General features: G+C 43.9%; 17 protein-coding genes. 8 read left to right on the top strand and 9 right to left on the bottom strand.

All coding sequences use genetic code 11. The features are described 5' to 3' along the window. Nucleotides 1-4: 4 nt before the first annotated feature. Nucleotides 5-1,132 carry an efflux RND transporter periplasmic adaptor subunit gene (locus ACFS6H_RS13560; protein ID WP_386099696.1) on the top strand — a complete coding sequence of 376 codons (1,128 nt, stop codon included), beginning with the start codon at nucleotides 5-7 and terminating at the stop codon, nucleotides 1,130-1,132. Between the two features lie 387 nt (nucleotides 1,133-1,519). Here ACFS6H_RS13560 and ACFS6H_RS13555 read toward each other — a convergent pair whose 3' ends face one another. Then, complete coding sequence (locus ACFS6H_RS13555) at nucleotides 1,520-2,011, bottom strand: YajQ family cyclic di-GMP-binding protein (protein WP_386099693.1); 492 nt, start codon at nucleotides 2,009-2,011, stop codon at nucleotides 1,520-1,522. Nucleotides 2,012-2,334: 323 nt separating this feature from the next. Between ACFS6H_RS13555 and ACFS6H_RS13550 the strand changes: the two genes are divergently transcribed. The 4 genes from ACFS6H_RS13550 to ACFS6H_RS13535 are packed head-to-tail and all read left to right on the top strand — an operon-like array spanning nucleotide 2,335 to nucleotide 5,480. Further along, complete coding sequence (locus tag ACFS6H_RS13550) at nucleotides 2,335-3,063, top strand: phytanoyl-CoA dioxygenase family protein (protein WP_386099690.1); 729 nt, start codon at nucleotides 2,335-2,337, stop codon at nucleotides 3,061-3,063. 27 nt (nucleotides 3,064-3,090) lie between these two features. Next, complete coding sequence (locus tag ACFS6H_RS13545; RefSeq protein ID WP_386099687.1) at nucleotides 3,091-3,645, top strand: hypothetical protein; 555 nt, start codon at nucleotides 3,091-3,093, stop codon at nucleotides 3,643-3,645. A 22-nt stretch (nucleotides 3,646-3,667) separates the two neighbouring features. Further along, on the top strand, nucleotides 3,668-4,609 hold the full coding sequence (locus ACFS6H_RS13540; RefSeq protein ID WP_386099684.1) for a hypothetical protein: 942 nt from the start codon (nucleotides 3,668-3,670) through the stop codon (nucleotides 4,607-4,609). Between the two features lie 52 nt (nucleotides 4,610-4,661). Beyond that, nucleotides 4,662-5,480 (top strand): alpha/beta hydrolase, encoded by an 819-nt coding sequence (locus tag ACFS6H_RS13535; protein WP_386099681.1) that lies wholly within the window; start codon nucleotides 4,662-4,664, stop codon nucleotides 5,478-5,480. 181 nt (nucleotides 5,481-5,661) lie between these two features. On the opposite strand, the gene ACFS6H_RS13530 is transcribed toward ACFS6H_RS13535, so the two are convergent. Continuing rightward, complete coding sequence (locus tag ACFS6H_RS13530; protein ID WP_386099678.1) at nucleotides 5,662-8,109, bottom strand: TonB-dependent receptor domain-containing protein; 2,448 nt, start codon at nucleotides 8,107-8,109, stop codon at nucleotides 5,662-5,664. Between the two features lie 332 nt (nucleotides 8,110-8,441). Between ACFS6H_RS13530 and ACFS6H_RS13525 the strand changes: the two genes are divergently transcribed. Further along, on the top strand, nucleotides 8,442-9,458 hold the full coding sequence (locus ACFS6H_RS13525) for a threonine aldolase family protein (RefSeq protein WP_386099675.1): 1,017 nt from the start codon (nucleotides 8,442-8,444) through the stop codon (nucleotides 9,456-9,458). Between the two features lie 3 nt (nucleotides 9,459-9,461). Continuing rightward, a complete protein-coding gene (gene pgi / locus ACFS6H_RS13520) occupies nucleotides 9,462-11,111 on the top strand; it encodes a glucose-6-phosphate isomerase (protein ID WP_386099672.1) in 1,650 nt (549 codons plus the stop codon). Nucleotides 11,112-11,564: 453 nt separating this feature from the next. On the opposite strand, the gene ACFS6H_RS13515 is transcribed toward pgi, so the two are convergent. Further along, on the bottom strand, nucleotides 11,565-12,725 hold the full coding sequence (locus ACFS6H_RS13515; RefSeq protein ID WP_386099669.1) for an Fmu (Sun) domain-containing protein: 1,161 nt from the start codon (nucleotides 12,723-12,725) through the stop codon (nucleotides 11,565-11,567). 101 nt (nucleotides 12,726-12,826) lie between these two features. Further along, nucleotides 12,827-14,056 carry a proline dehydrogenase family protein gene (locus tag ACFS6H_RS13510; protein ID WP_386099666.1) on the bottom strand — a complete coding sequence of 410 codons (1,230 nt, stop codon included), beginning with the start codon at nucleotides 14,054-14,056 and terminating at the stop codon, nucleotides 12,827-12,829. A 208-nt stretch (nucleotides 14,057-14,264) separates the two neighbouring features. Here ACFS6H_RS13510 and ACFS6H_RS13505 point away from each other — a divergent pair, with 208 nt between their 5' ends. Beyond that, entirely contained in the window at nucleotides 14,265-14,777 is a 513-nt protein-coding gene (locus ACFS6H_RS13505; protein WP_386099663.1) for an acyl-CoA thioesterase, read from the top strand. Between the two features lie 68 nt (nucleotides 14,778-14,845). Here the strand turns inward: ACFS6H_RS13505 and ACFS6H_RS13500 are convergent, their stop codons facing one another. The 5 genes from ACFS6H_RS13500 to ACFS6H_RS13480 form a co-directional block, all read right to left on the bottom strand. After that, complete coding sequence (locus ACFS6H_RS13500; RefSeq protein ID WP_386099660.1) at nucleotides 14,846-15,703, bottom strand: hypothetical protein; 858 nt, start codon at nucleotides 15,701-15,703, stop codon at nucleotides 14,846-14,848. Nucleotides 15,704-15,788: 85 nt separating this feature from the next. After that, the gene (locus ACFS6H_RS13495) at nucleotides 15,789-17,072 is read right to left on the bottom strand and encodes an anthranilate synthase component I family protein (protein WP_386099657.1); all 1,284 of its coding nucleotides are present in this window, start codon (nucleotides 17,070-17,072) and stop codon (nucleotides 15,789-15,791) included. Nucleotides 17,073-17,075: 3 nt separating this feature from the next. Then, on the bottom strand, nucleotides 17,076-17,534 hold the full coding sequence (locus ACFS6H_RS13490; protein ID WP_386099654.1) for a hypothetical protein: 459 nt from the start codon (nucleotides 17,532-17,534) through the stop codon (nucleotides 17,076-17,078). Between the two features lie 236 nt (nucleotides 17,535-17,770). Then, nucleotides 17,771-19,072, bottom strand: coding sequence for an adenylosuccinate synthase (locus ACFS6H_RS13485; protein WP_386099651.1), 1,302 nt, complete (start codon nucleotides 19,070-19,072; stop codon nucleotides 17,771-17,773). Between the two features lie 272 nt (nucleotides 19,073-19,344). Further along, a complete protein-coding gene (locus ACFS6H_RS13480) occupies nucleotides 19,345-24,030 on the bottom strand; it encodes a T9SS type B sorting domain-containing protein (RefSeq protein WP_386099648.1) in 4,686 nt (1,561 codons plus the stop codon). Nucleotides 24,031-24,062: the final 32 nt, after the last annotated feature.

Raw genomic sequence — 24,062 nt, 5'->3', positions numbered from 1 at the left:
AGTTATGAAACAGCATATAAATCTTTTGATCATCCTTATTACCCTCATGAGTTGTTCTTCCAAAAAAGAAGCCGCTCCTGAAAAAAAGGAAACAGAAAAAGACCAGGTAACTTTAACGGCCGAACAAATGCAACATGCCGGTATACAACTGGATACTGTGCGCCGCCAGGCCATTAACGGCACAGTGGAAGTCAACGGGCAGATAGATGTGCCCCCGCAAAACATTGTATCGGTAAGCTTCCCCTATAACAGCTATTTAAAAAGCACCCGGCTTATCCCGGGCATGAAAGTGAACAAAGGCGATGTGCTGGCCACTATGGAAGATCCTGCCATCATTCAGCTGCAACAGGATTACCTGATAGCAAAAGCCCGGCAGGCTTACCTGGAGCTGGACCATCAGCGGCAAAAAACCCTGCAGGAAAACAATGCCAACTCCGAAAAAATATACCAGCAGGTAGCCAGTGAATTAAAAACACAACAGATACTGGTAAAAGCTTTTGATGAAAAGCTCAGGCTTATTGGCATCAACCCTGCCGGCTTAAACGAAAATAATATATCAAGGTCTGTGGTATTACGGGCGCCTATCAGCGGTTATGTAAGCAAGGTAAATGTAAACACGGGTAAATATGTAACAGCTTCCGATATCCTGTTCGAGCTTATTGATCCCGGTGATATTCATGCTACCCTCAATGTGTACGAAAAAGACCTGCTCTTTATCAACAAGGGACAGTCAGTGGAAATTGCGGCTGTTAACGATCCTCAACAATCCTATAAGGCCAGCGTTCACCTTATTAACAAAAACATTTCCGATAGCAGGAATGCCGAAGTGCATTGTCATTTTGACGGCACCCCGCCCGGTTTATTACCCGGTATGTTCATACAGGGCCGTATTCATATTGTAAATAAAGAAGCCATTGCAGTGCCTGAACAATCATTGGTAAGACATGGCAGCGAGCAAATGGTATTATTGTACCAGGGCAATAACACTTTTAAACTCCTGCCTGTTGAAACGGGTATTAACAATAATGGTATGGTAGAAATAAACAGTGATAATTTGCCGGGGGGAAGCATTATTGCCACACAAAATGCTTACAGTATTTTAGGCCAGCTTAAAAATACAGCCGAAGAGTAGGTTAAAGCCCTTAAACACAACAAGCCCTTGTTTAACAGCGTATTAAACAAGGGCTTGTTACAGGGCATAAAAAAAGCATCAAGTTTTTTACATTCTTTATCGTAATAAAAAACATAATTAACCCGATGCTTTTTGAATGAATATTACTTTTTTCAAAGCTTTACCCATCCGCATTACAATTTCCTGTTACTACAATTTACGACAGCTAAAACTTATTGATTAACAATAGATTATTATCCGTCTTGTGGTTACATTTATCGTAACGTTTATTAAGTCTAAGTTACATCACATAACGACCTTTTCCAAATATTCTGCTACTTTAGTATGCACCGGTTATGCACCAGGTTATGCACCGGAAAAGCGCTAAAACAGGCAGTTATGCACAGGTTATGAACGCATATTCTCAAACTGAAGCGGCACACCCAGGTCCCAGCCCTTTGCGGCCTGTATCACGGTCTGCAGGTCATCAATTTTTTTGCCGGTAACCCGTACCAGGTCATCGTTAATGGAAGCCTGCACTTTCAAACCGGCGTCTTTAATGAACTTTACCACCTTCTTGGCATCCTCCTGTTTCAGGCCATTCCGCACCTGCACTTCCTTCTTCCAGGCCTTGCCTACCTGGCTGCCTTCTTTACTTAAATCAAAAGCTTCGGGAGCTATTCCCTGTTTATGTGCACGGCTCACCAGTACATCCAGTAACTGGCGCATCTTCATATCATCATCCGTTTCCAGCTTAATTAAAAAGCTCTTCTTATCCAGGTCAATCACAATATGTGCACCTTTAAAATCAAAACGGTTACCAATCTCTTTTGTAACCACATTCACCGCATTATCCAATGCTTGCGCATCTACTTTACTTACAATATCAAATGAAGGCATAACAAACTAATTTAAACATCAAATATAAACACTATTACCAAGTAAACATCTTTTTACCATACCACCTGTCATTTTACAGGCTCCCCGTCCGGGGCTGTCTGCTTCATTGCATTGCTCAGCTACTGTTCACGCCTTTGGTAGTAGTGCAAGGCCAACGCACCGGCCTGTCATTGCAGCTACTACTGCCAGTCGTGCAGCCTTTCAGCTACAGTACATGGCCAGGCAACTACCCCGGCATCATATATTATCAATGTTAAACTGCTAACACCAGCTATAACAAGCTTACCTTTGTTACGCATCAGACAAGATTAAAGTAACCAAGCATGACAGTGCAGCAACAACTCCGGAAAGATGGTTTTGTTATCGTTGACAACCTGTATACAACGGAAGAGGTAAACAATATAATACAGCAAATTGAAAACACGGATACCGGCAAAACAAATTTCCGTAAATCGGCCGATCTCTTTGCTATCCGGCAGTTTTTAAAAGAAGTACCCCAGGTAGCTGAACTTATCTTTACCCAAAAGGTAAAAAACCTCCTCACTGGTATAATGGGGCAACATTATTTCGTGGTAAAAAGTATTTACTTCGACAAACCAGGTTCTTCCAACTGGTATGTGGCTTACCACCAGGATCTCACCATCTCGGTTGACAAAAAAAAGGAACTACAGGGTTTTATCAACTGGACACAGAAACACAACCAGTTTGCTGTACAACCTCCGGTACAAATATTGGAAAACATTACTACCATCCGTATTCACCTCGATGATACGGATGAAAACAATGGCGCCCTGAAAGTCATTCCAGGCTCACACCTCAAAAAAATATATCGCCCCGAAACCATTGACTGGTCTGTTGAACAAGAGGTTGACTGCCCGGTAAAACAAGGTGGCATTATGTTTATGAAACCCTTAACCCTGCACAGCTCCGGCCGTAGTACGAATCACAAAAAACGCCGGGTAATTCATATTGAATTATCCAGCCAGGAACTACCGGGCAACCTTTTATGGTCGGAAAAAGAACCGGTCTTATTTTTGCAGGATCAGGTTTAATTCACCCTATAAAATATTTATACCTTCATGCGCTTACTATATTTCACGGCCCTGCTTTTTATATTCACGCATTGCAGCGATACAAAACAAACACCGCCCACAACAGCTAAGGACAGCATTCCTGTTACTAATACTACTCCCAAACCGGCAGTAACAACCGCCGGTACAAAGGATACCATTATTTTATCGCCCCTGCACAAACCCAACTATATCCTGGCCGACCTGGATGGAGATAACTTAACTGACAGTGTACAACTCATACAACATACCAGCAACAAAAAATACGGGCTGCTGATAAAATTCGGCAACCATACCTCCACCCTCCTGGGTGCAGGCAAGGATGTATTGCAACAGGGCTTTGATGACCTTGACTGGGTAGGTGTTTTTGAAAAAGCACAAAAGGGCGATATTTACTGGAACAACGTGAACGATGAAGGTGAGATCATTGGTGAAGACCAGGTTCCGGAAACAGCAAAGATCCGGCTGCCAAACGACGGTATCTTTATCCATGCCGCCGAATCATGCGGCGGTGGTGTGATCTATCTTAAAGACGGGAAATTTGAATGGATACAACAGGAATAATATTTCATTAAATAAAAGTCAGATGAAGCTTATAATCGTATTGCTCCTTCTATCGCTGCTGGCATGTAATAATCCAAATAACAGTCAACATCCTGCATCAAAAAATGATAGTGTTACCACTTTTACAGTAACCACACCTTTACGCCCCGGCGAAAACATTGTCCTCAATCAACCCTATACCGATACACTGGAGTTTATTAAGTTTAACGATGATGGCGATTACTACCTGTGTTTCGTTAAAAAGAACACGGATACCATCGGTTTAATTTACGACAGTGAATACCATTTTGTACGGGGCGATGAAATTGCTATAACCTGGAAAATGGATAGTATAAGGTATGCCGGTGACAGCGAAGTGCTGGATTATACCGCATTCCTGGTAGCTGCTAAAAGGATAAAAGGGCTTACACTCACCGATAAAAACATCAGTTTTCTCTCCGGAACAAAAAAGTATGACGCCACCATAAAAGATTCATTAAACACGATGGTGATCAACGAAGCCTATTGTAAAACCATCACCGACCCGGAAAAAGCTGCCCTGGCTTATGTAGCTACTTTTGTGGGTAATGAATGCAGCTGGGACGGACAGGCTACACCGGAAAGATCCAACCTGAAATGTAAAATACTATCGGCCCTGGACCTGGGCTACCAATGCTCCCATACACACCTTGATTTTTTGAAATACTGGTTCCGTAAAGACAATACCGTTTTACAAGAGCTGCAAAACTGTCCTACCACACCGGATGGCGCTACCATACAGGATAGTTTTAAAAATATCAATATCACTACAAAGGGCAATACCATCAATATTACGTATACCGTAGAAGCTATCAATATTCGTGAGGGTAAAAGCTGGAGCTGGACCGAAACCGACCAGTTCCGGTTTGATACAGACCAGCTCCAGCTCATTAAAAAGGATAAATCGGCGGTGAAAGAAACAAGTTTCGTGATCAGTGGAAATTAAGTGTCAGCTTCCTTTGTAATTAATTAAGTATTTTGCTCCTTATTTTACATATATGAGAGCATTATTCGTACTTACATTTTTATTAACCACCGTTTTTAAAGGGTATACACAGGCTAATAACAAAACACCTTTAACTATTGGTGAAATAAGAACCATCCACTCAACTATACTCAATGAGAACAGAACGCTGAATATTTACCTGCCACAAAATTATGACAGTACCAAAGCCTACCCTGTTATTTATTTGCTGGATGGTAGTATGCACGAAGATTTTTTACATATTGCCGGCTTAGTACAGTTTTTCAACCTGCAGATGCAAATGCCGGATTGTATAATGGTAGGCATTGCCAATGTAGACCGTAAAAGAGATTTTACCCATCATACCGATTTGAAGGACCTGAAAAAAGACTATCCTACTACGGGTCATTCAGCACCCTTTATACGTTTCGTGGAAGAAGAGTTATTACCTTATGTTTCGGCCAATTATAAAACTACTGCTACCCGTTACATCATTGGTCAATCCCTGGGCGGTTTATTGGCTACTGAAATATTATTACACAAACGCTCATTATTTTCCCATTATCTTATTGTAAGCCCCAGTTTATGGTGGGATGATGAAAGCATGCTAAAAAAAGCAACTACCCTTTTACAGCAACAGGCAGATAGTGCCACCTATGTATATATTGCAGTAGGTAAAAACGAACACAAGACCATGGTAAAAGAAGCAAAGGAATTATACCAGCTATTACTGGCAGCCAAAAACAAAAACCTGAGCCTGCACCTGAATGTGATGGAGAGCGAGAACCATGCTACTATTTTACATAACAGCATCTATGCGGCTTTGCTCCGGTTATTTCCTTACAAGGAATGATCTTTGCCTGTTATAATAAACAAAGGGACTGATGAATCAGCCCCTTTGTTGTGATATATGCTGAGTAAGAAATGTTGCTCAACTTTTATATAAAACTGTTCAATAGCATTACAAATGTTAAACGGAGCGTCGCAACAGCAGCCTGATCAGGGAACCGCAGCCGGTGAACTAAAAATGCTTTTTAATTTTGGCCACCGCCACCGCCTACACGGTTTTGCTCATCGCTGGCGCCGCTTTTACGCTGACGGGCCTGGGCAATATTGGTTTTACCAAAACGGTAGGTAAAGCCTATACTCACCTGGCGGGTATCACGCACATTGGATAAATTCACATCAATATCGCTGTATAGTACATGACCGCTTACTTTCTGCGTGTAGAACATATCCCTAACCGACAAACGGATAGTGCCTTTTTTCTTTAACACCTGTTTGCTTACACCTGCATTCATAGCCCACAGATCATTCAGTACCAGTAAACCTTCCGTTCCTTTACTACGGTACCAGCCGCTTAATTCGGCATTCCATCCATTACCCAAATTAAAGCTATTGCTCATATTACCCATAAAAGTAGTCATCTGAATATCGATGGGGTCGCCATTATAAAAACCTTCAAAATGGTTATTGTAAGCATTTAAGTAAGTACTGATAGTCCACCATTTTTTAATGGGCGTATTCACCATCACTGCTATACCGATCTGCGACAACTTAGCTACGTTCTCTCTTGTCTGGAAAGTTTTTCTACCTTCCTGTTTCAGCATCTCGGCAATCACATCGTTGGTTACACTGTAGTTTACCGTAGTGGTAATGAACTTCAGGAAGGTATGCGACAACTCAATATTATCCGTGATCTGTGGTTTCAGGTAAGGGTTACCCTGGTTATAGGTTAAGGAGTCCAGGAAGAAAACAAAAGGGTTCAGGTTATCATAAGAAGGGCGCTCTATACGACGGCCATAAGCCAGGTTCAGCTGATTGTTCTCGTTAAAGTTATAGCCTACACCTACATTCGGGAACAGGTTTACATAATTACGCTTAAAGGATGAGTCGCCAACCGCTTGTTTACCCTTTGCATTGGTATGCTCCAAACGTAAACCGGCACTGATACTCCATTTATTTACCTCGCCGGATAATGATCCGTAAGCCGCATTAATATTCTCCTTATAATCAAAAGCATTGCTCCTGTCATCCGGCATCCACTCGTGTGCATCTTTGCGGATATAATCAGCCACGTTATCCGTATTTACCCAGCTTGATTTTAACCCTGTTTCCAGTTTCCATTTGTTTGTAAAAGGGTGTACATAGTCTGCTTTGAAACTATAGATATTGATCTTTGAAGGCATTTTTGTTTCCAGCCAGGTGTTGGACACCGTATCCCTTACAAAATCCACAACGTTAGTATATAGAGTATTGTTGTTACGCGAATCATAGAAAGCATAGTCGGCATCTGCAGAAAACTCGCGGCCTTCTTTATTCAATGTTTTTTTATAGTTCAGGTTAGTGGTAACGCCCAGGAACTTCCGGCCCTCGGTACCTGCCGATTTAAACCTTGAATCGAGTTGTTTACCGCTGTTCAGCATATTCAGGTCGCTCCTGCTTTTTTCATCATTATCATTCAGGTTCACATTTACCAGTACACCAATGATCTCATCTTTTTTAATGCTGTAGTCCAGGCCTACTTTAAAATTCTGGCCAAAACCCCAGTACTTATTATGCGATATCTGGTCGGCAAAAGCCTCGGGAGTTACTTTGTCTGTTTTAAAGATGGTACGCTGGATATTCAGCTCATTAAAACCCGCAAAACGGTAAGGATTATAACTGCCAAACAGGTTAAACTTATCGTTACGGTAGTTAAGGTTAAGGTTGGCAAAACCACGCGGATAAACGCCCTGTGTGTAACCCAGGCCCACGCTGCCGTTCATACCTTTTACTATGTTCTTCTTTGTTTTAATATTAATGATGCCTGAATTACCGGCAGCATCATACTTGGCCGGAGGGTTGGTCATAATTTCTACCGACTGTATATTATTGGCCTGCATATTTTTCAAAAAAGCGGCCAGGTCGGCACTACTCATATAAGTAGGTTTACCATCTATTAATACCAGCACACCTTGTTTACCTTTTAAGCTAATATTACCGTCATTGTCTACCGTAATACCCGGTGATTTTTCCAATAACTCCAAAGCATTTAAACCTGCATTGGTTGGCGATGCATCAACATTCACCACCATCATACCGGGTTTTGCTTCCACCAGGGGTTTACGTGAGGTAACAGTAACCCCTCCTACTGCCTTTGCCTCCGGGTTCATACTAATGGCAGGAACCGTGTGGTTAAGCGCTGAGCCGGTCAATGTTATCAGACCGGTATTGCTACCCTGGAAACCCACTGCGCTTACCGATAAAAAGTACGTATCAAAAGGCAGGTTCTCAAACGCATAAGCACCGTTCTTATCGGCCACTTCTATTTTCACCACGCTGGAATCCTTGGCTTTTTTAAGGGTAACAGAGGCCGCGGGTAAGGAATTAGCCTCGGCATCTTTAATAATACCCTGGATCTTCCCGGCAGGGGCCTGACCATATACATTTGATATACAAAGTATAACAGCCAGTAAAACAAGTAGTTGCAATTTTTTCATGATTCTGGTTTTATCGTCTTCGGTTTTTGATTTAATTCTTTCACAAAACTAAAGTACTATGCATTACACAGTAGCTTGTTTTATATTGAACGGTCGGAAATAATGATAACTGGTTTCCTTTCCCTGGTTTCCGATGTGCCCGATTTCTTCAATTAGCTTAACCGCCCTCATACCTTAAACTTTAAACCTTAAACTTCAAACATTCCTTTCCGTTCCGCAGTATGACCCCGCAGGCAAATATTTTGTTACACTGATGTGACATTTTAGGATAAATGGTCATTATATTCCGTTAGTGGTAAAGACAGGATGCGGTATATTGCAGCAAAAATGGTATGACAGTAGATTACAGATCGGACACAGTGACCAAGCCTACAGCGGGCATGCTGGAAGCGATGATGAACGCCCCGGTAGGCGATGATGTATTTGGTGAGGATACTTCTATTAATAACCTTGAGAAAAAAGCAGCGGATTTATTTGGTATGGAAGCAGGATTATTTTGTCCTTCCGGCACCATGACCAACCAGATCGCTATAAAATGTCATACCCAACCCGGCGATGAAGTGATATGTGATTACGATGCACATATATATCAATATGAAGGTGGCGGCATTGCTTTTAATGCCGGCGCATCTGTACGTTTACTGAGTGGCGACAGGGGACGTATCACTGCTGCACAGGTACAGGCTGCCATTAACCCCGAAGATGTACACCGTGCCAATACCAGCCTGGTATGCCTGGAAAATACCAGCAACCGGGGCGGTGGCAGTTGTTATGACTGGAACGATATACTGTCCATACGTGAAGTTTGTGTACAGCATGACCTGGCTTTTCACCTGGACGGTGCCCGTTTATTCAATGCACTGGTGGCTAAAAACGAAACACCATTACAATACGGGCAAACATTTGACAGCATTTCTATCTGCCTGAGTAAAAGTTTAGGCTGCCCGGTAGGCAGCTTATTATTAGGCACAGCCTCCTTTATTAAGAAAGCCCGCCGCATACGTAAGGTATTTGGCGGCGGCATGCGCCAGGCCGGCTTTTTAGCAGCAGCCGGTATTTATGCACTGGATAATCATATAGAACGCCTGCAACAGGACCACGACCACGCACAGCAAATTGCCCAAACCATCAGCAGCAAAAGTTTTGTAGCCAAACTGCTCCCCGTTGAAACGAATATTATTATATTCGAACTGCACGATAGCAGCGGCGCTCCTGCCTTTGTTGCCAGGTTAAAGGAGCATAATATTTTAGCTTACGCCATTGCTCCTAACCGTGTGCGCCTCGTGGTACATTTAGATATAACCCCGTCGATGGTGGCCCATACCATTGATGTTTTAAACAAACTATAAATTATGTTCCCTGTTATTAACCCAACACAAAGTAAAGCCTGGCAAGACCTGCAAGCGCATTATAACGAGATAAAACAAACAGACATTAAAAGCCTGTTTGCGCAGGATGCTGACCGGTACAATAAATTACACGTACAGTTTGATGATATTTTGTTTGACTATTCCAAAAACATAGTATCCGCAAAAACATTGGAACTGTTGCAAAGGCTTGCGGTTGACAGCAAAGTAAAACAAGCTATTGACGCTATGTTTTCCGGCGAAAAGATCAACCAGACGGAAGGGCGATCGGTTTTACATATTGCTTTACGCAACTTTTCCAAAACACCCATTAAGGTAGACGGTACGGACGTCATGCCTTCCGTTAAAAAAGTATTGCGTAAAATAAAAACCTTTACCGATAAGGTACATAGCGGTGAGTTACGCGGTTATACCGGTAAACGCATAAAATATATTGTCAACATAGGTATTGGTGGCAGTGACCTGGGTCCCTTTATGGTAACCGAAGCTTTAAAGCCCTATACGGTTGATGGTATTGAAGCCTTCTTTGTATCCAATGTAGACGGTACCCATATTGCTGAAACCCTGAAGAAGGTAAAACCTGAACGCACTTTATTCCTGATAGCCTCCAAAACCTTTACCACGCAGGAAACCATGACCAATGCGCATACTGCCCGTAACTGGTTCCTTAAAAAAGCAAAGGATGAAGCGCATATTGCCAAACATTTTGTAGCACTAAGCACCAATGAAACAGAAGTGGTAAAGTTTGGTATCGATAAAAAGAACATGTTCGAGTTCTGGGACTGGGTTGGTGGCCGTTACTCTTTATGGAGTGCCATTGGTTTATCTATTGCCCTCACGATTGGTTATAAAAACTTCGAGGACCTGTTAAAAGGCGCCCACCATACCGATAAACATTTTTCTACCGCACCGGCCGAAAAAAACATTCCCGTTTTAATGGCCCTGGTAGGGTTATGGTATACTAATTTCTTTGGATCACAGACAGAAGCTATACTTCCCTACGACCAGTACCTTCACCGCTTTGCGGCTTATTTCCAGCAGGGTAATATGGAGAGCAATGGTAAGTATGTGGACAGGAGCGGCAACCCGGTAAGTTATGCCACCGGCCCCGTGATCTGGGGCGAGCCCGGCACCAACGGTCAGCATGCTTTTTACCAGCTGATACACCAGGGTACCGTTTTAATACCCTGCGATTTTATAGCGCCTGCACAAACGCATAACCCGATAGGTGATCATCATGATAAACTATTATCCAACTTTTTTGCCCAGACAGAGGCCTTGATGAACGGCAAAACTGCCGAAGAAGTAAAAGCAGAACTCACCAAACAGGGACTGGGTAAAAAAGAGATCGAAAAGTTATTACCCTTTAAAGTATTTACCGGTAACCGCCCGACCAATTCCATACTGGTGAAGAAGATCACACCCTTTACACTGGGACAGTTAATCGCATTGTATGAACATAAAATATTTGTACAGGGTGTTATCTGGAATATTTTCAGTTTTGACCAATGGGGTGTTGAGCTGGGTAAACAACTGGCCAATAAAATTTTACCGGAGCTGGCGGATAAGAGTATCATTACCTCACATGATGCTTCGACCAATGCGCTGATCAATGCGTATAAAAAATGGAGATAAATTTAATTAGCAGATTAGCTGATTAGCTAATCTGCTAATTATAAAAGCCCTTGACAAGTAATTCCAAAATCTATTTCAATAGTTAATAAAGTGGATACGAGGCTTAGTAACCTGATAAATGCATTTGAAAATAACGGGTGGACAAACGAAGGCAATATAGATATCAGTAGCGACTGGTGGTTCAAAGATATTTTACAACTTAGATATTCCCGTAGCCGATTAGATAAATTTATTTACCTGACACTCTTAACTGATCCCCAACTTATACGTGAAAAGAAAGTTTGGTGCATTGGCATTTCAACTACTATTCCGGGTAATGAAAATTTCAGGTATTTAAAACAAGTTACACTGAATGATATAAAGAGAACAGACTTAAACCTCCTTGCAAAAGAAATCAGCAGAACATTTCTCTAGCAACACCAGCATCAAATACCACCAAGCCTTGCTAATCTGCTAATTCTTTTTGAGCAACGTAGCAAACATTGTATCGGCCTGTTGTTCATAGCCTTTGAGAACCTGCTGTTCAACCAATGTAAATCCATGCTCCTGTAATAACGCCACCTGTGTTTCATTCTCCGCTTTAAATACCGAGCAGGTAATATATAAGTAATAACCACCGGCCTTTACCGCCTTAGAGGTTTGCAGTACGATCTGTTGCTGCAGCTTTTGGAATTCCCCTATCTTACCGGTTTCAAAATAATATAACTGCTCCGGTGTACGCGACCAGGTACCGCTGCCGCTGCAGGGCACATCGGCTATCACCAGGTCAATAGTGCCGTCTTTTATTTGTGGTACCGGTTCAACCGCGTTGGCAATAAAAGAATTAAACTGTTTTATGCCGGCCTCCGCAAACCTGTTCCGTAAATTAGTAAGGATACTGGCCCTAATATCAGACACGGTGAGATCAAGCTGCATAAAGTGATCCCATAACATGATGCTTTTTCCCCCGCTGGCCGCACAGCAATCCCATACTTTAAGCGGTTTATTATGCGGCAACAATGTAAATAAACCGGCTACCTGCTGGGAACTATAGTCCTGTACAACTGCCGTTTTATTCAGGCTGATCACATCTTCTATCCTGGTGCCATTAGGCAGGGCTAGGCAGGTTTCACTCATAACAGTGAAAGGCACCTGTTGCTGCTGCAGAACCGTGGTCACTGTTTTATAGTAACCAGGGCGGATACGTATGAATAAATAAGGCTGCCGTACATGAGAGACGGAGAACGGGACTGCATCTATTAAATCACTTAACTGGTCATGCCAGGGAAACACCTGTGAAAGATCAAGCGGTAATGACAGCATAGCCAGTTTTTCGGGCAATGAGGCTGCTATATGCTGGTTCTGCTCAGGCCGTAACGCCTCCAGTATTGGTTGGGGCTGATTACTGCATAAGAACAAGCCGGCCAGCAGGCGCTCCTGTATATCCCCTTCAACAACCAGTTTGCCCAAACGATAGTAACAATAGATCAGATGACTGATCTGTTTCCTGTCCTTTGAACCATACTTTTTATTGGAGGTAAAATACTTTTTTAAAAAAGCCGCCAAAGGCTCCGCACCATTATATTGCTGAATAATGGCAGTTGCAGAATTGATATAGGAATAAAAGCGACTCAAGATAGTGCAGAAGAGTATTTAGTATTCAGTATAAAGTATGTAGTATATAGACCACACTATTAACTATTAACTATGAACCATTAACTATGAACTATTAACGACTACACCCCTCTTCTCTTCAACTCCTTATTGATCAATCCAAGCTCCCGGCCTGTTTGACCTTTTACAGAAGTGTTTTCCTGTGCACGGCGCATCAGGTAAGGAATTACATCATCAATAGGACCAAAGGGCAGGTATTTACTAACGCTGCAACCGGCATTGGCCAGGTTAAAGGTAATATTATCGCTCATGCCATATAACTGGCTGAAATGTACATGCGGGTGGTTCAGGGGAAGGCCTTTTTTCTGTAAGAGTTCCGCCGCCAATAAACTACTGTGTTCGTTATGAGAAGCTACAATTAAACCGATCCTTTCCAGGCGTTCAATACAAAATTCAACTGCTTCGTTATAATCCCTGTCCGAGCTTTCTTTATCAGGCTGTATGGGTGAAGGATAACCCATTTCGGCTGCACGCTTACGCTCTTTTTCCATATAAGCACCACGTACAATTTTAGCGCCCAGTATAAACTTACGTTCTGCGGCCGCATCGTAAGAAAGTTTTAAAAATTTTAACCGGTCGTGGCGATACAACTGGATAGTATTGTAAATAACCACTTTTTCTTTGTTAAACGTATCCATCATCAGCATTGTCAGCGCATCTACAGGATCCTGTATCCAGGTCTCTTCCGCATCTACCAATACACCAATTCCTTTATTGGCCGCGGTTTCGCAGATATGCATCATGCGTAACCGTACCCTGTGCCATTCTTCCTTTTCTGCTGCAGGTAAACTGTCAATAGCTGTGAGGTATCTTTTCATCAGGCTGCCTTCCAGTTGCTGCATGGTACTATCCAGTTTTTCCAGCAGGGTAAAGCGGGCAAAGCCGGTTACTTTAATACTCATGAACGGGATATTGGGCTGCGTAGCTGCATACTCAATTACCCGGATAAACTCTTCTGTAGCGTGGTCAAAACCTTTTTCCCCGTCATCACCGCCTTCTACCCCATAATCCAGGATCACCCCCACCTTGTATTCACCCAGTTTTTTAGCCACCGCAGCCGTTTGCTGCAAGGTTTCACCACCGACAAATTGTGCAAAAATGGTATTGCGGATCAGGCCTTTTACGGGCAGGCCTACTTTAATGGCCCAGGGGGTTAAACGACTGCCGATCTGCACCAGCCAACCTTTTCCCATTACGGAGAAAAGAAAACGGGCTTTTTTCAGCTCTTTATCGGACTTGTATTCAAAGGCAAACTGTGTGTTATCGAAAGATATACGGGGGCTATTTTCCATATTGTAAAATGATTGCAAAAATAAGGATTACAGCATAGCTTTAAGGCTAAAATGGCACCGCTTGTAAAAATAATAGCCTCCCCGTCCGCCGGTGATCATATAAAACGTTTGCATAAATGCCACTCCCCTAGGGTGGGTTGTTACAGGGATGGTAAAATTGATGATCCAAGCCCTGTTTAAGGCTATCTTTGCCGCAAAAAATAAAGATATGGAACCTAGAAAAGCCATGGACAGCCTGACGATCATGACAGAACTTGTATTGCCCAACGATACCAATGTATTTGGTAATTTAATGGGAGGCCGGCTGATGTACTGGATGGATATTGCTTCGGCTTTGGCCGCTCAAAAACATTGTAATGCACCGGTGGTTACCGCATCGGTAGATAATATTTCGTTCGAAAATCCCATTAAACTGGGTAATGTGGTGCATATTGAGGCCAAAGTAACCCGTGCATTCACTTCTTCTATGGAAGTACATATGAAGGTTTGGGGCGAGGACCTGAAGAAGAAACACAAATACAAAAGCAATGAGGCCTATTATACTTTTGTAGCCCTTACCGATGAAAATAAACCAACGCCTGTTCCCGGCCTGATACCGGAGAGCGAGGAAGAACAAAGATTATTTGAAGGTGCTTTACGCCGTCGCCAGATACGCCTCATCTTAGGGGGCAAAATGAAGCCGGATGATGCCAAAGAGTTGAAAGCCCTTTTCGAGAATTAAAAAAGTTGTTTGTATAATAAAAGCCCGGATGATGATCATCCGGGCTTTTATTATTTTTGTCAACGCTATCATTGCAGATAATATCGTAACCCGATACTCACATAACGCATACGGGCTTTTCCGCCTGACAAAGTCATTTCCTGGTCTTTGTATAGTTTATTGATAGCCTGCGAAAAAGCAGCCTGCAGGGCAAACTGATCAGTTAACTGATGTTCCAGTTGTATATGTCCGCTGGCACCAATATTGGTAAGGTCTTTTTTAATAGATGCTTTTTCTGTCTTAGGCGCCCATACATATACATAATCAGGAAGAGGAGATTCCACTATAAGCATCTTATCATTATAGGCCTTTGCCCACAATAAGAAATCAAGAGACGGACCTATACCAATACTTGTTTTTTCCGTAAGGTTCAACTTAAGCACTGCTGCCAGAGAAGCAAAACCCAGGTTTGCATTCCCCTGCTTCTTTTGCAAGGAAGCATCAGCCTGATTATCAGGTACATACGGGAAATAGCCTACCCCCGGGCTGGGACTTTGCACAATATAAGCCGGGTAAGTTATACCGGCATGATAGTAAGTACCTTTTGATTCGGTATAGTTAGTACCATCTGTCGTTATAATATGGTATTTATTTTTTTGCCGGTAGGCCAGCATCCTTATACCGGCTGAAGCCTCAATGGCAAGATATTTACTCAGCTTTACCTGTGCGCCACCGCTGACATTAAAGCCCGGTTTATGTTTGAATGTAGTACTGCTGTTGATAACGGACTGGTTCGGATTGGCAGCAAAAGTATTCACATATGTACCGTTGTTTTTAATCTTCGGAAGAAGAGACAGGTTACCCTCTGCCTGAAAAAAATAACGTACCTGTGCATGTAAAAAGGAGTTACCTGTCACCAGCAACAGGGCGATCAATATAAGACGCATGGTTTAATTTTGCTATTAAATTACACAAAAAGAAGAAAGATTGAATGACTGACCTGTTATTAAAACGATAATACTGATCATTTCCTTACCATTGCCCGGCCAATACTTTCTCCATGGCATCAACTTTCATTTTACATTCCTCCCACTCGCTTTGCGGGTTACTGTAGAAAGTAATACCTGAGCCGGCCAGTACCGATACATAATTGTTTAGTCCGTTATATAAAATACTTCTGATCACCACATTAAAATCAAAATCACCGGCAGGGTCTATATAACCTACAGCACCGGAAAACAGGCCGCGTTTAACAGGCTCATAGGCAGCGATCAGTTCGGCCACCCGCTTTTTAGGAGCACCGGTCATGGAGCCCATCGGGAACAGGGCTTTCATGATCCCGGCAAAATCCACGTCATCAGCAACTTTGCCGGAGATGGTGGAGATCATCTGGTGTACTTGCGGAAAGCTGTAAATACCAAACAATTCATCCACCTGTACAGTAGCTTCTTCGCATACACGGGCGAGGTCATTACGTACCAGGTCCACGATCATCACATTCTCCGACCTGTCCTTGGTGCTTTGTTCCAATGATTGCCTGGATGCCTTATCACTTGCTTCGTTACCGGGAATACGCTTAGATGTTCCTTTTATCGGTTGTGATAATAATGTGTCGCCGCTCTTTTGTAAAAACCTTTCAGGGCTTGCACATAATAACCATTGCTGGCCCTGCTTATATAAAGCCGAAAAAGGATTAGGGGAAGCAGCACTTAAGCGTTGGTATACCTGCAGTGGATTGATGGGTATACCGGTTGCGAAAAACTCCTGGCAAAAGTTTATTTCATAACAATCGCCCCGCAGGATATGCCGGCGTAATTGTTCAATGGTATGAATGTACTGGGATTGTGTAAGCCTGCTTTGTAGTGTAACAGGCAGTTCGTTATCATTAGTAGCAACAGGCGTTCCTGTTATTTCTTCATATATGCGTTCTGCATTGTCCGCAATTATTTCCAGGCGGTCGCCCGAAAGCCGGATCACAATCTCGGGTTCATAAAAAAACAGCCTGGCAAATGGAACGGATGAAGGTGTCTGTGGTTGTAAACCCGGATATAACTCTTCTGCCAGGTCATAAGCCAGGTGGCCAAAATACCAGCCTTTTTTTTCGTTCAGGAATTGTTGCAGCTGGTGTAAGCTGTCAGCCGCAGGTTGTATATATCTTTTAACCCCTGCCCCCACCAGGCATTCCTGTGTATGCGGATGCAACTGGTATTGGTGGTTATCTAAAAAAGAAAAGGTGTCAAACTGTTGAGACCAGTTCAACACCTTATCTTTTATTACCTTAAAATTATTTACAGGAAATATATGTGACGGGTGCATTATTTAAAAATCATCATCATTATCATCAAAGTCGTCATTATCGTTAAACAGGTCACTGAATTCATCATCCATTTTAAAGTCGTCATCATCACCGGCACTTTTCTTGCCACCTGCAGAAGAGCCTCCGGTACTTTTCTTAGACTTTGACTTTGGAATATCGAACTCATCAAAATCAGGATCCCAGTCCTCGTCTTCTTCTACTTTATCCCAATCATCCACTTCGTCATCTGCACTGTCATCATCATCATCGTCATCCTCATCAGATGCTTTTGATTTTTTAGCAGCAGCTTTACCTTTTCCACGGGGAGTTTCCTCCTCTAATTCATCTAACATATCATCATCTTCATCATCCAGTTCATCCTCTTCTTTTTTTGAACGGGTAGACGCTTTCTTTGCAGGCAGTTTACCTGCATCATCATTTGTTTTGTCGGTTGCTTTTTTAGCCTTATCAGATTTAGCCATATCCTAAAAGGGTTTGAGTGTAAAATTTCAGCGAAGTTTTTAAATAGCCAAATTTTTTTTAAATAGTTTTTTTAATTATCCGTCCTGTTGATTTTCCCATGCCTCAGGGCATTTCCGCGCTATAAAATTATTACCAAATGCAAATACTATCAACATTTTTTTACACTTTCACATATTTTTTTATTCACCTCAATGATGTCGTTGTCAGTACCTGTCGGCAATCTTAAAACGCCTGATTACAGGGCTATGATCTGGTCGCGACCCGGGCCGTTTGAAACGTAAGCCACTTTCACCCCTAAATAGTTGTCAATGAAGGCCACATAATCTTTCATGGTTTGTGGCAAAGCCTCATGCGAGGTAATAGCGGAGGAAGTAACGTTCCAGCCTTTAAAAGTATTGTAAACCGGCGCCACTTCTTCTCTATCAAAACGGAAAGGAATTTCTTTGGTTTCTTTACCGCCAATGGTATACGCAACACAAAGGTCAAGTTCAGAAAAGTCATCCAGTACATCAGCCTTTGTCATCACAATTTTTGTCACGCCGTTTATTAAACAGGCAAAATTCAGGGCAACCAGGTCCATCCAGCCACATCTGCGGGGGCGGCCGGTAGTAGCACCAAACTCGCCACCAATTTGCCTTAATTTTTCGCCGGTCTCATCATGCAGCTCAGTGGGAAAAGGTCCGCTGCCTACCCTGGTACAATATGCTTTGGTAATACCGATCACGTCCCTGATCTTTTGAGGCGCAATACCTAAACCACTGCACACACCTGCCGAAATAGTATTGGAAGATGTTACAAAAGGGAAAGTACCGAAGTCAATATCCAGCATACTACCCTGTGCACCTTCCGCTAACACCTGTTTGCCGGCAGCTAATTGTTTATTGATAAAATATTCACCGTTAACAATATTCAATGATTTCAGGAACTCAACCGCGGCGAAAAATTCTTTTTCCCAGGCTTCCAGTTCTGCTTCATTTACAAAGTCACCTTCTACTATACTGCCGTCTTCTTTTGTGCGGTAATTATTCAATAACTGTAAATGCTTGGCTTTCAGTTTTCCGTACAGGGTGCTGAAATTTTCATCCAGCAGATCCCCCACCCTTAAACCGTTACGGCCGGTTTTGTCCATATAAGTCGGACCAATACCTTTTAACGTAGATCCGATTTTTTCATTTCCTTTCGATATCTCAGCCGCTTTATCCAATGCCCTGTGCGTAGGCAGAATAATATGGGTACGCTCTGCAATGAATAAATTTTCCTGCAGGTTAACACCAAATGCGGTTACACGGTCGCACTCTTTCTTTAAAGTAACCGGGTCAAGCACCACCCCGTTACCAATAATATTCAGTTTACCTTTATGAAAAACACCGGAAGGTATCTGGTGTAATACCACTTTTTCACCGTTTACATACAGCGTGTGACCGGCGTTAGGACCACCCTGAAAACGGGCAATAACATCGTAATCTTTTGCAAAATAATCTACAATCTTACCTTTTCCTTCATCGCCCCATTGAAGTCCCAGAATAACGTCAACCATTATTGTTGTTTTTTGTTGTTTTAATATCAGCTATACACTGTCTAAGTTTTTCCGTTACCGGCTATACAGCCCGTTGTAACTGCTATTCCGCCATTTTTCCCATCACACTATTACTTATCCCGCAAACCGCAAATGTATACCGCAAAAGTCATAAATAGGTCAAACATTATTGCTTTATGCTTTTACGGGCGCAAAAATAACGCAACAATAAAAAGCCACCGAATAAATATGTGGCTTTTACAAATTAATTATGCCCATAGTGTGGGTAGTTATTAACGAATGAGCATCACCGTGCCTTTTTTAGTGATTTTTTGCCCGTCGGTGGTAATTCCCTCTGCCATCCAGATATAAGCGCCGTTATCCTGCTCAATACCTTTAAACCGGCCATCCCAGCCATCGTGCAGTGTGGTAGTTGAAAAAATCACCTGTCCCCAGCGGTTGAGTACCCGGAAATAGTTTAGCTTATCGATACCAACGGGGAAAGGGAAAAATTTATCGTTATGGCCATCCCCGTTGGGGGTAAAGGCATTGGGGGTATATAGTTCAGGTCCTTTATACACACGTATGGTTGCAGTGGTTTCGCCTTCACAGCCGCCGGCAGAGCGGGCTGTTACTGTATAAATACTTATACTGCCGGTACTGCCCGCAGTGGCCAGCGGCGCGGCTATACCTGCATTGTTTAAGCCGGTGGCAGGGGTCCAGGAATAGCTAAGATCAGATTCCGGTATGGGCTGGTTGGTTTGCTGAGACAAGGTAATGGCCCTTAAAGGCACAATACTTCCTTCATACACAACGGTATCTTTCGGCGTAGCGATCACTTTTAAAGGCGGTGTAACTTTTACGGTTACCGCATCGGTTATTAAAGACGAACAACCATTTGCATCTTTCACGCTTAAAGTATAGGTAATGGTCTGAGCAGGCCTTTGGGCTATTGTAGTAGCCTGGGTGGCATCTGCTAAATAGGTAACCGGAGACCAGTTATAGACTGTACCGCCGGAACCGTTTAAACGGTAATCCTGCCCGTAACATATATCCCCGTCAGGCCCTGCATTGGGAACCGGGGCTGCATTTACCGGCACCACTACATCATCTGTGGCGGTACAACGCCCCAATGTAAGTTGCACGGTATAGGTAGTGGTTTGCCTGGGTGAGGCCATGGGGTTCGCAATGCTGTTATTACTCAGTCCTGCGCCCGTCCATGCATATCCGGTTGCGTTGGAAACAATAGCCAGTTGGGTACCCGTTCCCTCACAAATGGCTGCGGGATCAACCATGGGGGTAAAGCTCAGGTTATTATTCAGCCCTATCACTACCCCGCTGATGGTATAAGAACAGTTGTTAGCATCGCTGACAACTATATTGTAAGTTCCCGGGCCATTATGGATCGTAGCATTATTACCCGGGTTACCATTTTCAAAACCATACCGGTAAGGCGCCGTGCCCCCGCTGGCTGCGATAGTGATAGCACCGTTATCCCCTCCTTCGCAGGTAGCATCAGTTATGTTGTTAATAACAGCGGTCAATGCAGCCGGTTCGGCTACCACCACATTGGTTACACTGGCCCTACAACCGGTCGCATCTTCCACATACACGTTATAGGTATTTGCCGGTAAATTAAACAGGTTAGAGGCCTGCCAGCTAGTATTATCCAGCGAATAACGATAGCCACCGTTACCCCCGGTAGCGGTAACCCGTATAGTACCATCATTGTTACCATTGCAGGTAGCAGCGGTGACCTTTGTGGTAATAGCCAGCGCCGCGGGCTCGGTGATGGTTACATTATGTTGCCCCTGGCATCCGTTCTGTTCGCGATAGTAAACGGTATAATTATTCGCTGTCAGCCCGGTAAAGGTATTGCCCGCCTGCCAGTTTACCCCATCCAGGGAATAGCTATAGGGTGCTGTTCCCATAGTGGGCACGGCTACCACAATACTGCCGTTATTACCACCGTTGCAACTGGCAGCCTGCTGCACCGAAGTAGTGGTAAGTGCCGGCCCTGCTGCCACATTAATATTATTAAGAGTGCCGGTACATCCGAGATCATCTGTAATAGTGATAATATGAATGCCCGGACTAACATTATTAAAAGTAGCGCCGGGCTGGGCCGTGCCGCCATCTAAACTGTAACTAAACGGAGCCGTGCCATTAGCTGGTACAACCGTAATACTGCCATTCGTGGCTACATTACAACTGCCAGGCACGGTAGTTACCGTTGCCCTAAGCCCGGTACCTTCTCCTACCGTAATATTGTTTACCGTATACTGGCAACCGTTACCATCGGTTACCAATACGCTATGTACACCGGCGGATACATTGTTAAAAATAGCTGCAGCCTGTGCTGTTCCGCCATCGAGGATATAAGTAAGCGGGGCCATGGCAGCAGCGCTTGGTGTAACGGTTATACTTCCGTTATTTACACCAGGGCAGGCTGTTGGCGTAGCAGCGGCTGTGGCGGTAAAGCCGGCAGCAGTAGTAACGGTAATAGCGAGCGGAGCAGTGGTCACACAACCAATATTATCGGTAATAGTTACCGTATGGTTGCCTGCACCCAAGCCCGTAAAAGTATTGGCTCCTGCAAAGGTTTGGGGGCCGCCACCGTCAATACTATAGGTATATGGTCCTACCCCGTTGGTGGGCGTAACCGTAATGGTACCGGTACTTACACCGGTGCAAGCGGTGGGTGTTTGTGTCAGCGTGGCCTGGATACCTGTACCGGCTGCCACTGTAATATTGGTAACGGTAAAACTACAGCCGTTACCGTCTGTTACCAACACCGAATGCGTACCCGCGGCCACACCGGTAAAAGTGGGTGAAACCTGTGCCGTACCACCATCCAGTACATAACTGAAGGGTGCCACTGCCGTAGCGCCGGGTGTAATGGTGATGCTGCCGCTGCTAACACCCGGACAAGCCGTTGCCGTAGCAGCAGCCGTTGCGGTAAACCCGGATGCCGTGGTAACATTGATCGTTAACGGGGTGGTAGTAACACAACCGATATCATCGGTAATGCTTACTATATGGCTGCCTGCGCCCAGACCCGAAAATGTATGTGCTCCGGCAAATGTTTGCGGCGCACCGCCATCAATAGTATATGTATACGGACCAACACCATTGGTGGGTGTAACAGTTACCGTACCGGTACTGACACCCGTACAGGCTGTTGGGGTTTGTGTAATGGTAGCCTGTATGCCCCCGCCTGCTGTTACTACGGCCGGGATATTAGCCGATATACATACGCCGTTCTGTCGGATACGGATATTATAAGTTGCCGGCGCCAGGCCATTGAATATATTACTGCTTTGCCATGCACCGCCATCAATAGCATATTCGTAAGTGCCGGCCCCGCTGGTTGGAGTAACGGTAATTGAACCATTGTTCACCCCCGCACAGGTGGTAGCAGCAGTTGCAACTGTTCCCGTAACCGTTGTACCACTGCCGCCAACAAGGGCAGTAATAATGCCGGATACACAGGTTCCATGCCTCACTTGGATAAAGTAGAACCCGGGATTTAACCCGGTAAATACATTACTGCTTTGCCATACAGCCGGGTTGGTGCTCATATTGTACTCTGTGGTTGCATCACCATTAGGAACATTCACCGTGATAGTACCATTATAAGCGCCTGTACAGGTAGCGGCCGTAGTATTTACGGTAGCCGCCAGCACACCGGTATTGGGAACATTCACTGCCAGGTTGCTGGAACAACCGCCTGCGTCGCTTACTATTACCGTATGAGCACCGGCAGTGACACCCGAAAACGTATAGGTATTGCCGCCGGGTACAGGTGTACCTCCATCCAGCACATAACTATAAGGCCCTGTTCCGATACCAGCAGGAACAGTAACCGCGATTTGCCCGGTACCCGCAACTCCGCAATCAGAAGCCGTGGTAACAGCTGTGGCCTGTAAAGAACTGGTAAGATTAATGGTTATGGTATCACTGTTGGTAAGGTTAACCGAAGGATCATCGCAGGAGGAGAAAGTATTCCTGATAATATATTGTGTTCCTGAAACGGTGGGGCATAAACCGGGGAAGGTCAGGTCAACCAATCCTGGGGTAGTATTGGCCGAAGTTGCGGCGCCCAAAGGAGTACCATCCAGTAAAAACGCTTCGCTGCTGATAAACCTTGAACTGCCGCCGCCGGGTGTAAACCGGTAAGCGGTATTTGACTCTGTCCAGTTAGCAGCATTTTTACCTGGTGGGGTTATGCCAATGGTGCGGTCCCAGTTTTGAATACCCAGGATAGCTCTTCCTTCATCCTGTGCAAAACAAGACTCTTTATTGCCCACCTGCACTTCAATAATGCCGGTGCTTTCGAATAAAACGATCTGGGTGGTATTGGTAAGGCCTGCACAACGGTCACCGGTAAAAAAAGCCATTTCATAAAAACTGATCACAAATTTGCGACAGGGGGCTACGCCGTAGGTAGCATATTCTATCCGCCTGTTGGCGGCATTTTTGGTAGGATCAAGGTCCTGGAATACTCCCATAATACAGGCAGGGGGATAATAAATCGACTCCTGGTTATTTGCTACACCACCGTCATAAGGAATGGAACGTTGCACTTTATACGCGTTAACTTCCCCGGCCCTTCTTTCATCAAAAGTCACAATACCATTAGAGCCTACTACAATTTTTTCGTAAACAGAATCAAAGAAACAAAACCGGAAAGGCAGGTCAATTATATCACTGTATACATCATCCCGGTTCGAGGTAGTTACCACAGTACCGGCATGTGTAGGAAAAGGCAGGTAAGCAACCTGTGATACAACATAATTATCAGTGGAGCGGATATCGGGAACCTGTATGGGACGATTGTAGCAGGTAACGCCACATGCCAGGTTAAACGTAGAATTGTTTAACCCTGTATTAAAACAATTTTGCGCATAGCTGTTTATACAAACGATAATGAACGCCAGTATAACAACCAGTCGCCTGAACGCAGCAGTTAGTCTCATAACAGTTAGTATAATTATTACCCTGAAAGCAA

It is taken from the genome of Terrimonas rubra (assembly GCF_042686025.1).
Classification (GTDB): domain Bacteria; phylum Bacteroidota; class Bacteroidia; order Chitinophagales; family Chitinophagaceae; genus Terrimonas; species Terrimonas rubra.
The sequence above is the reverse complement of the archived record's forward strand: the minus strand, read 5'-3'. Positions and strand labels throughout refer to the sequence as shown.

Excerpts from the sequence above, each read along its gene's own strand:
- ACFS6H_RS13525 (WP_386099675.1), top strand. The coding sequence starts at position 8,442 with ATGACAGTAGATTACAGATCGGACACAGTGACCAAGCCTACAGCGGGC.
- pgi (WP_386099672.1), top strand. The coding sequence starts at position 9,462 with ATGTTCCCTGTTATTAACCCAACACAAAGTAAAGCCTGGCAAGACCTG.
- ACFS6H_RS13530 (WP_386099678.1), bottom strand. The coding sequence starts at position 8,109 with ATGAAAAAATTGCAACTACTTGTTTTACTGGCTGTTATACTTTGTATA.
- ACFS6H_RS13540 (WP_386099684.1), top strand. The coding sequence starts at position 3,668 with ATGAAGCTTATAATCGTATTGCTCCTTCTATCGCTGCTGGCATGTAAT.
- ACFS6H_RS13495 (WP_386099657.1), bottom strand. The coding sequence starts at position 17,072 with ATGCACCCGTCACATATATTTCCTGTAAATAATTTTAAGGTAATAAAA.
- ACFS6H_RS13535 (WP_386099681.1), top strand. The coding sequence starts at position 4,662 with ATGAGAGCATTATTCGTACTTACATTTTTATTAACCACCGTTTTTAAA.
- ACFS6H_RS13490 (WP_386099654.1), bottom strand. The coding sequence starts at position 17,534 with ATGGCTAAATCTGATAAGGCTAAAAAAGCAACCGACAAAACAAATGAT.
- ACFS6H_RS13550 (WP_386099690.1), top strand. The coding sequence starts at position 2,335 with ATGACAGTGCAGCAACAACTCCGGAAAGATGGTTTTGTTATCGTTGAC.
- ACFS6H_RS13505 (WP_386099663.1), top strand. The coding sequence starts at position 14,265 with ATGGAACCTAGAAAAGCCATGGACAGCCTGACGATCATGACAGAACTT.
- ACFS6H_RS13485 (WP_386099651.1), bottom strand. The coding sequence starts at position 19,072 with ATGGTTGACGTTATTCTGGGACTTCAATGGGGCGATGAAGGAAAAGGT.
- ACFS6H_RS13560 (WP_386099696.1), top strand. The coding sequence starts at position 5 with ATGAAACAGCATATAAATCTTTTGATCATCCTTATTACCCTCATGAGT.
- ACFS6H_RS13480 (WP_386099648.1), bottom strand. The coding sequence starts at position 24,030 with ATGAGACTAACTGCTGCGTTCAGGCGACTGGTTGTTATACTGGCGTTC.
- ACFS6H_RS13510 (WP_386099666.1), bottom strand. The coding sequence starts at position 14,056 with ATGGAAAATAGCCCCCGTATATCTTTCGATAACACACAGTTTGCCTTT.
- ACFS6H_RS13500 (WP_386099660.1), bottom strand. The coding sequence starts at position 15,703 with ATGCGTCTTATATTGATCGCCCTGTTGCTGGTGACAGGTAACTCCTTT.
- ACFS6H_RS13555 (WP_386099693.1), bottom strand. The coding sequence starts at position 2,011 with ATGCCTTCATTTGATATTGTAAGTAAAGTAGATGCGCAAGCATTGGAT.
- ACFS6H_RS13545 (WP_386099687.1), top strand. The coding sequence starts at position 3,091 with ATGCGCTTACTATATTTCACGGCCCTGCTTTTTATATTCACGCATTGC.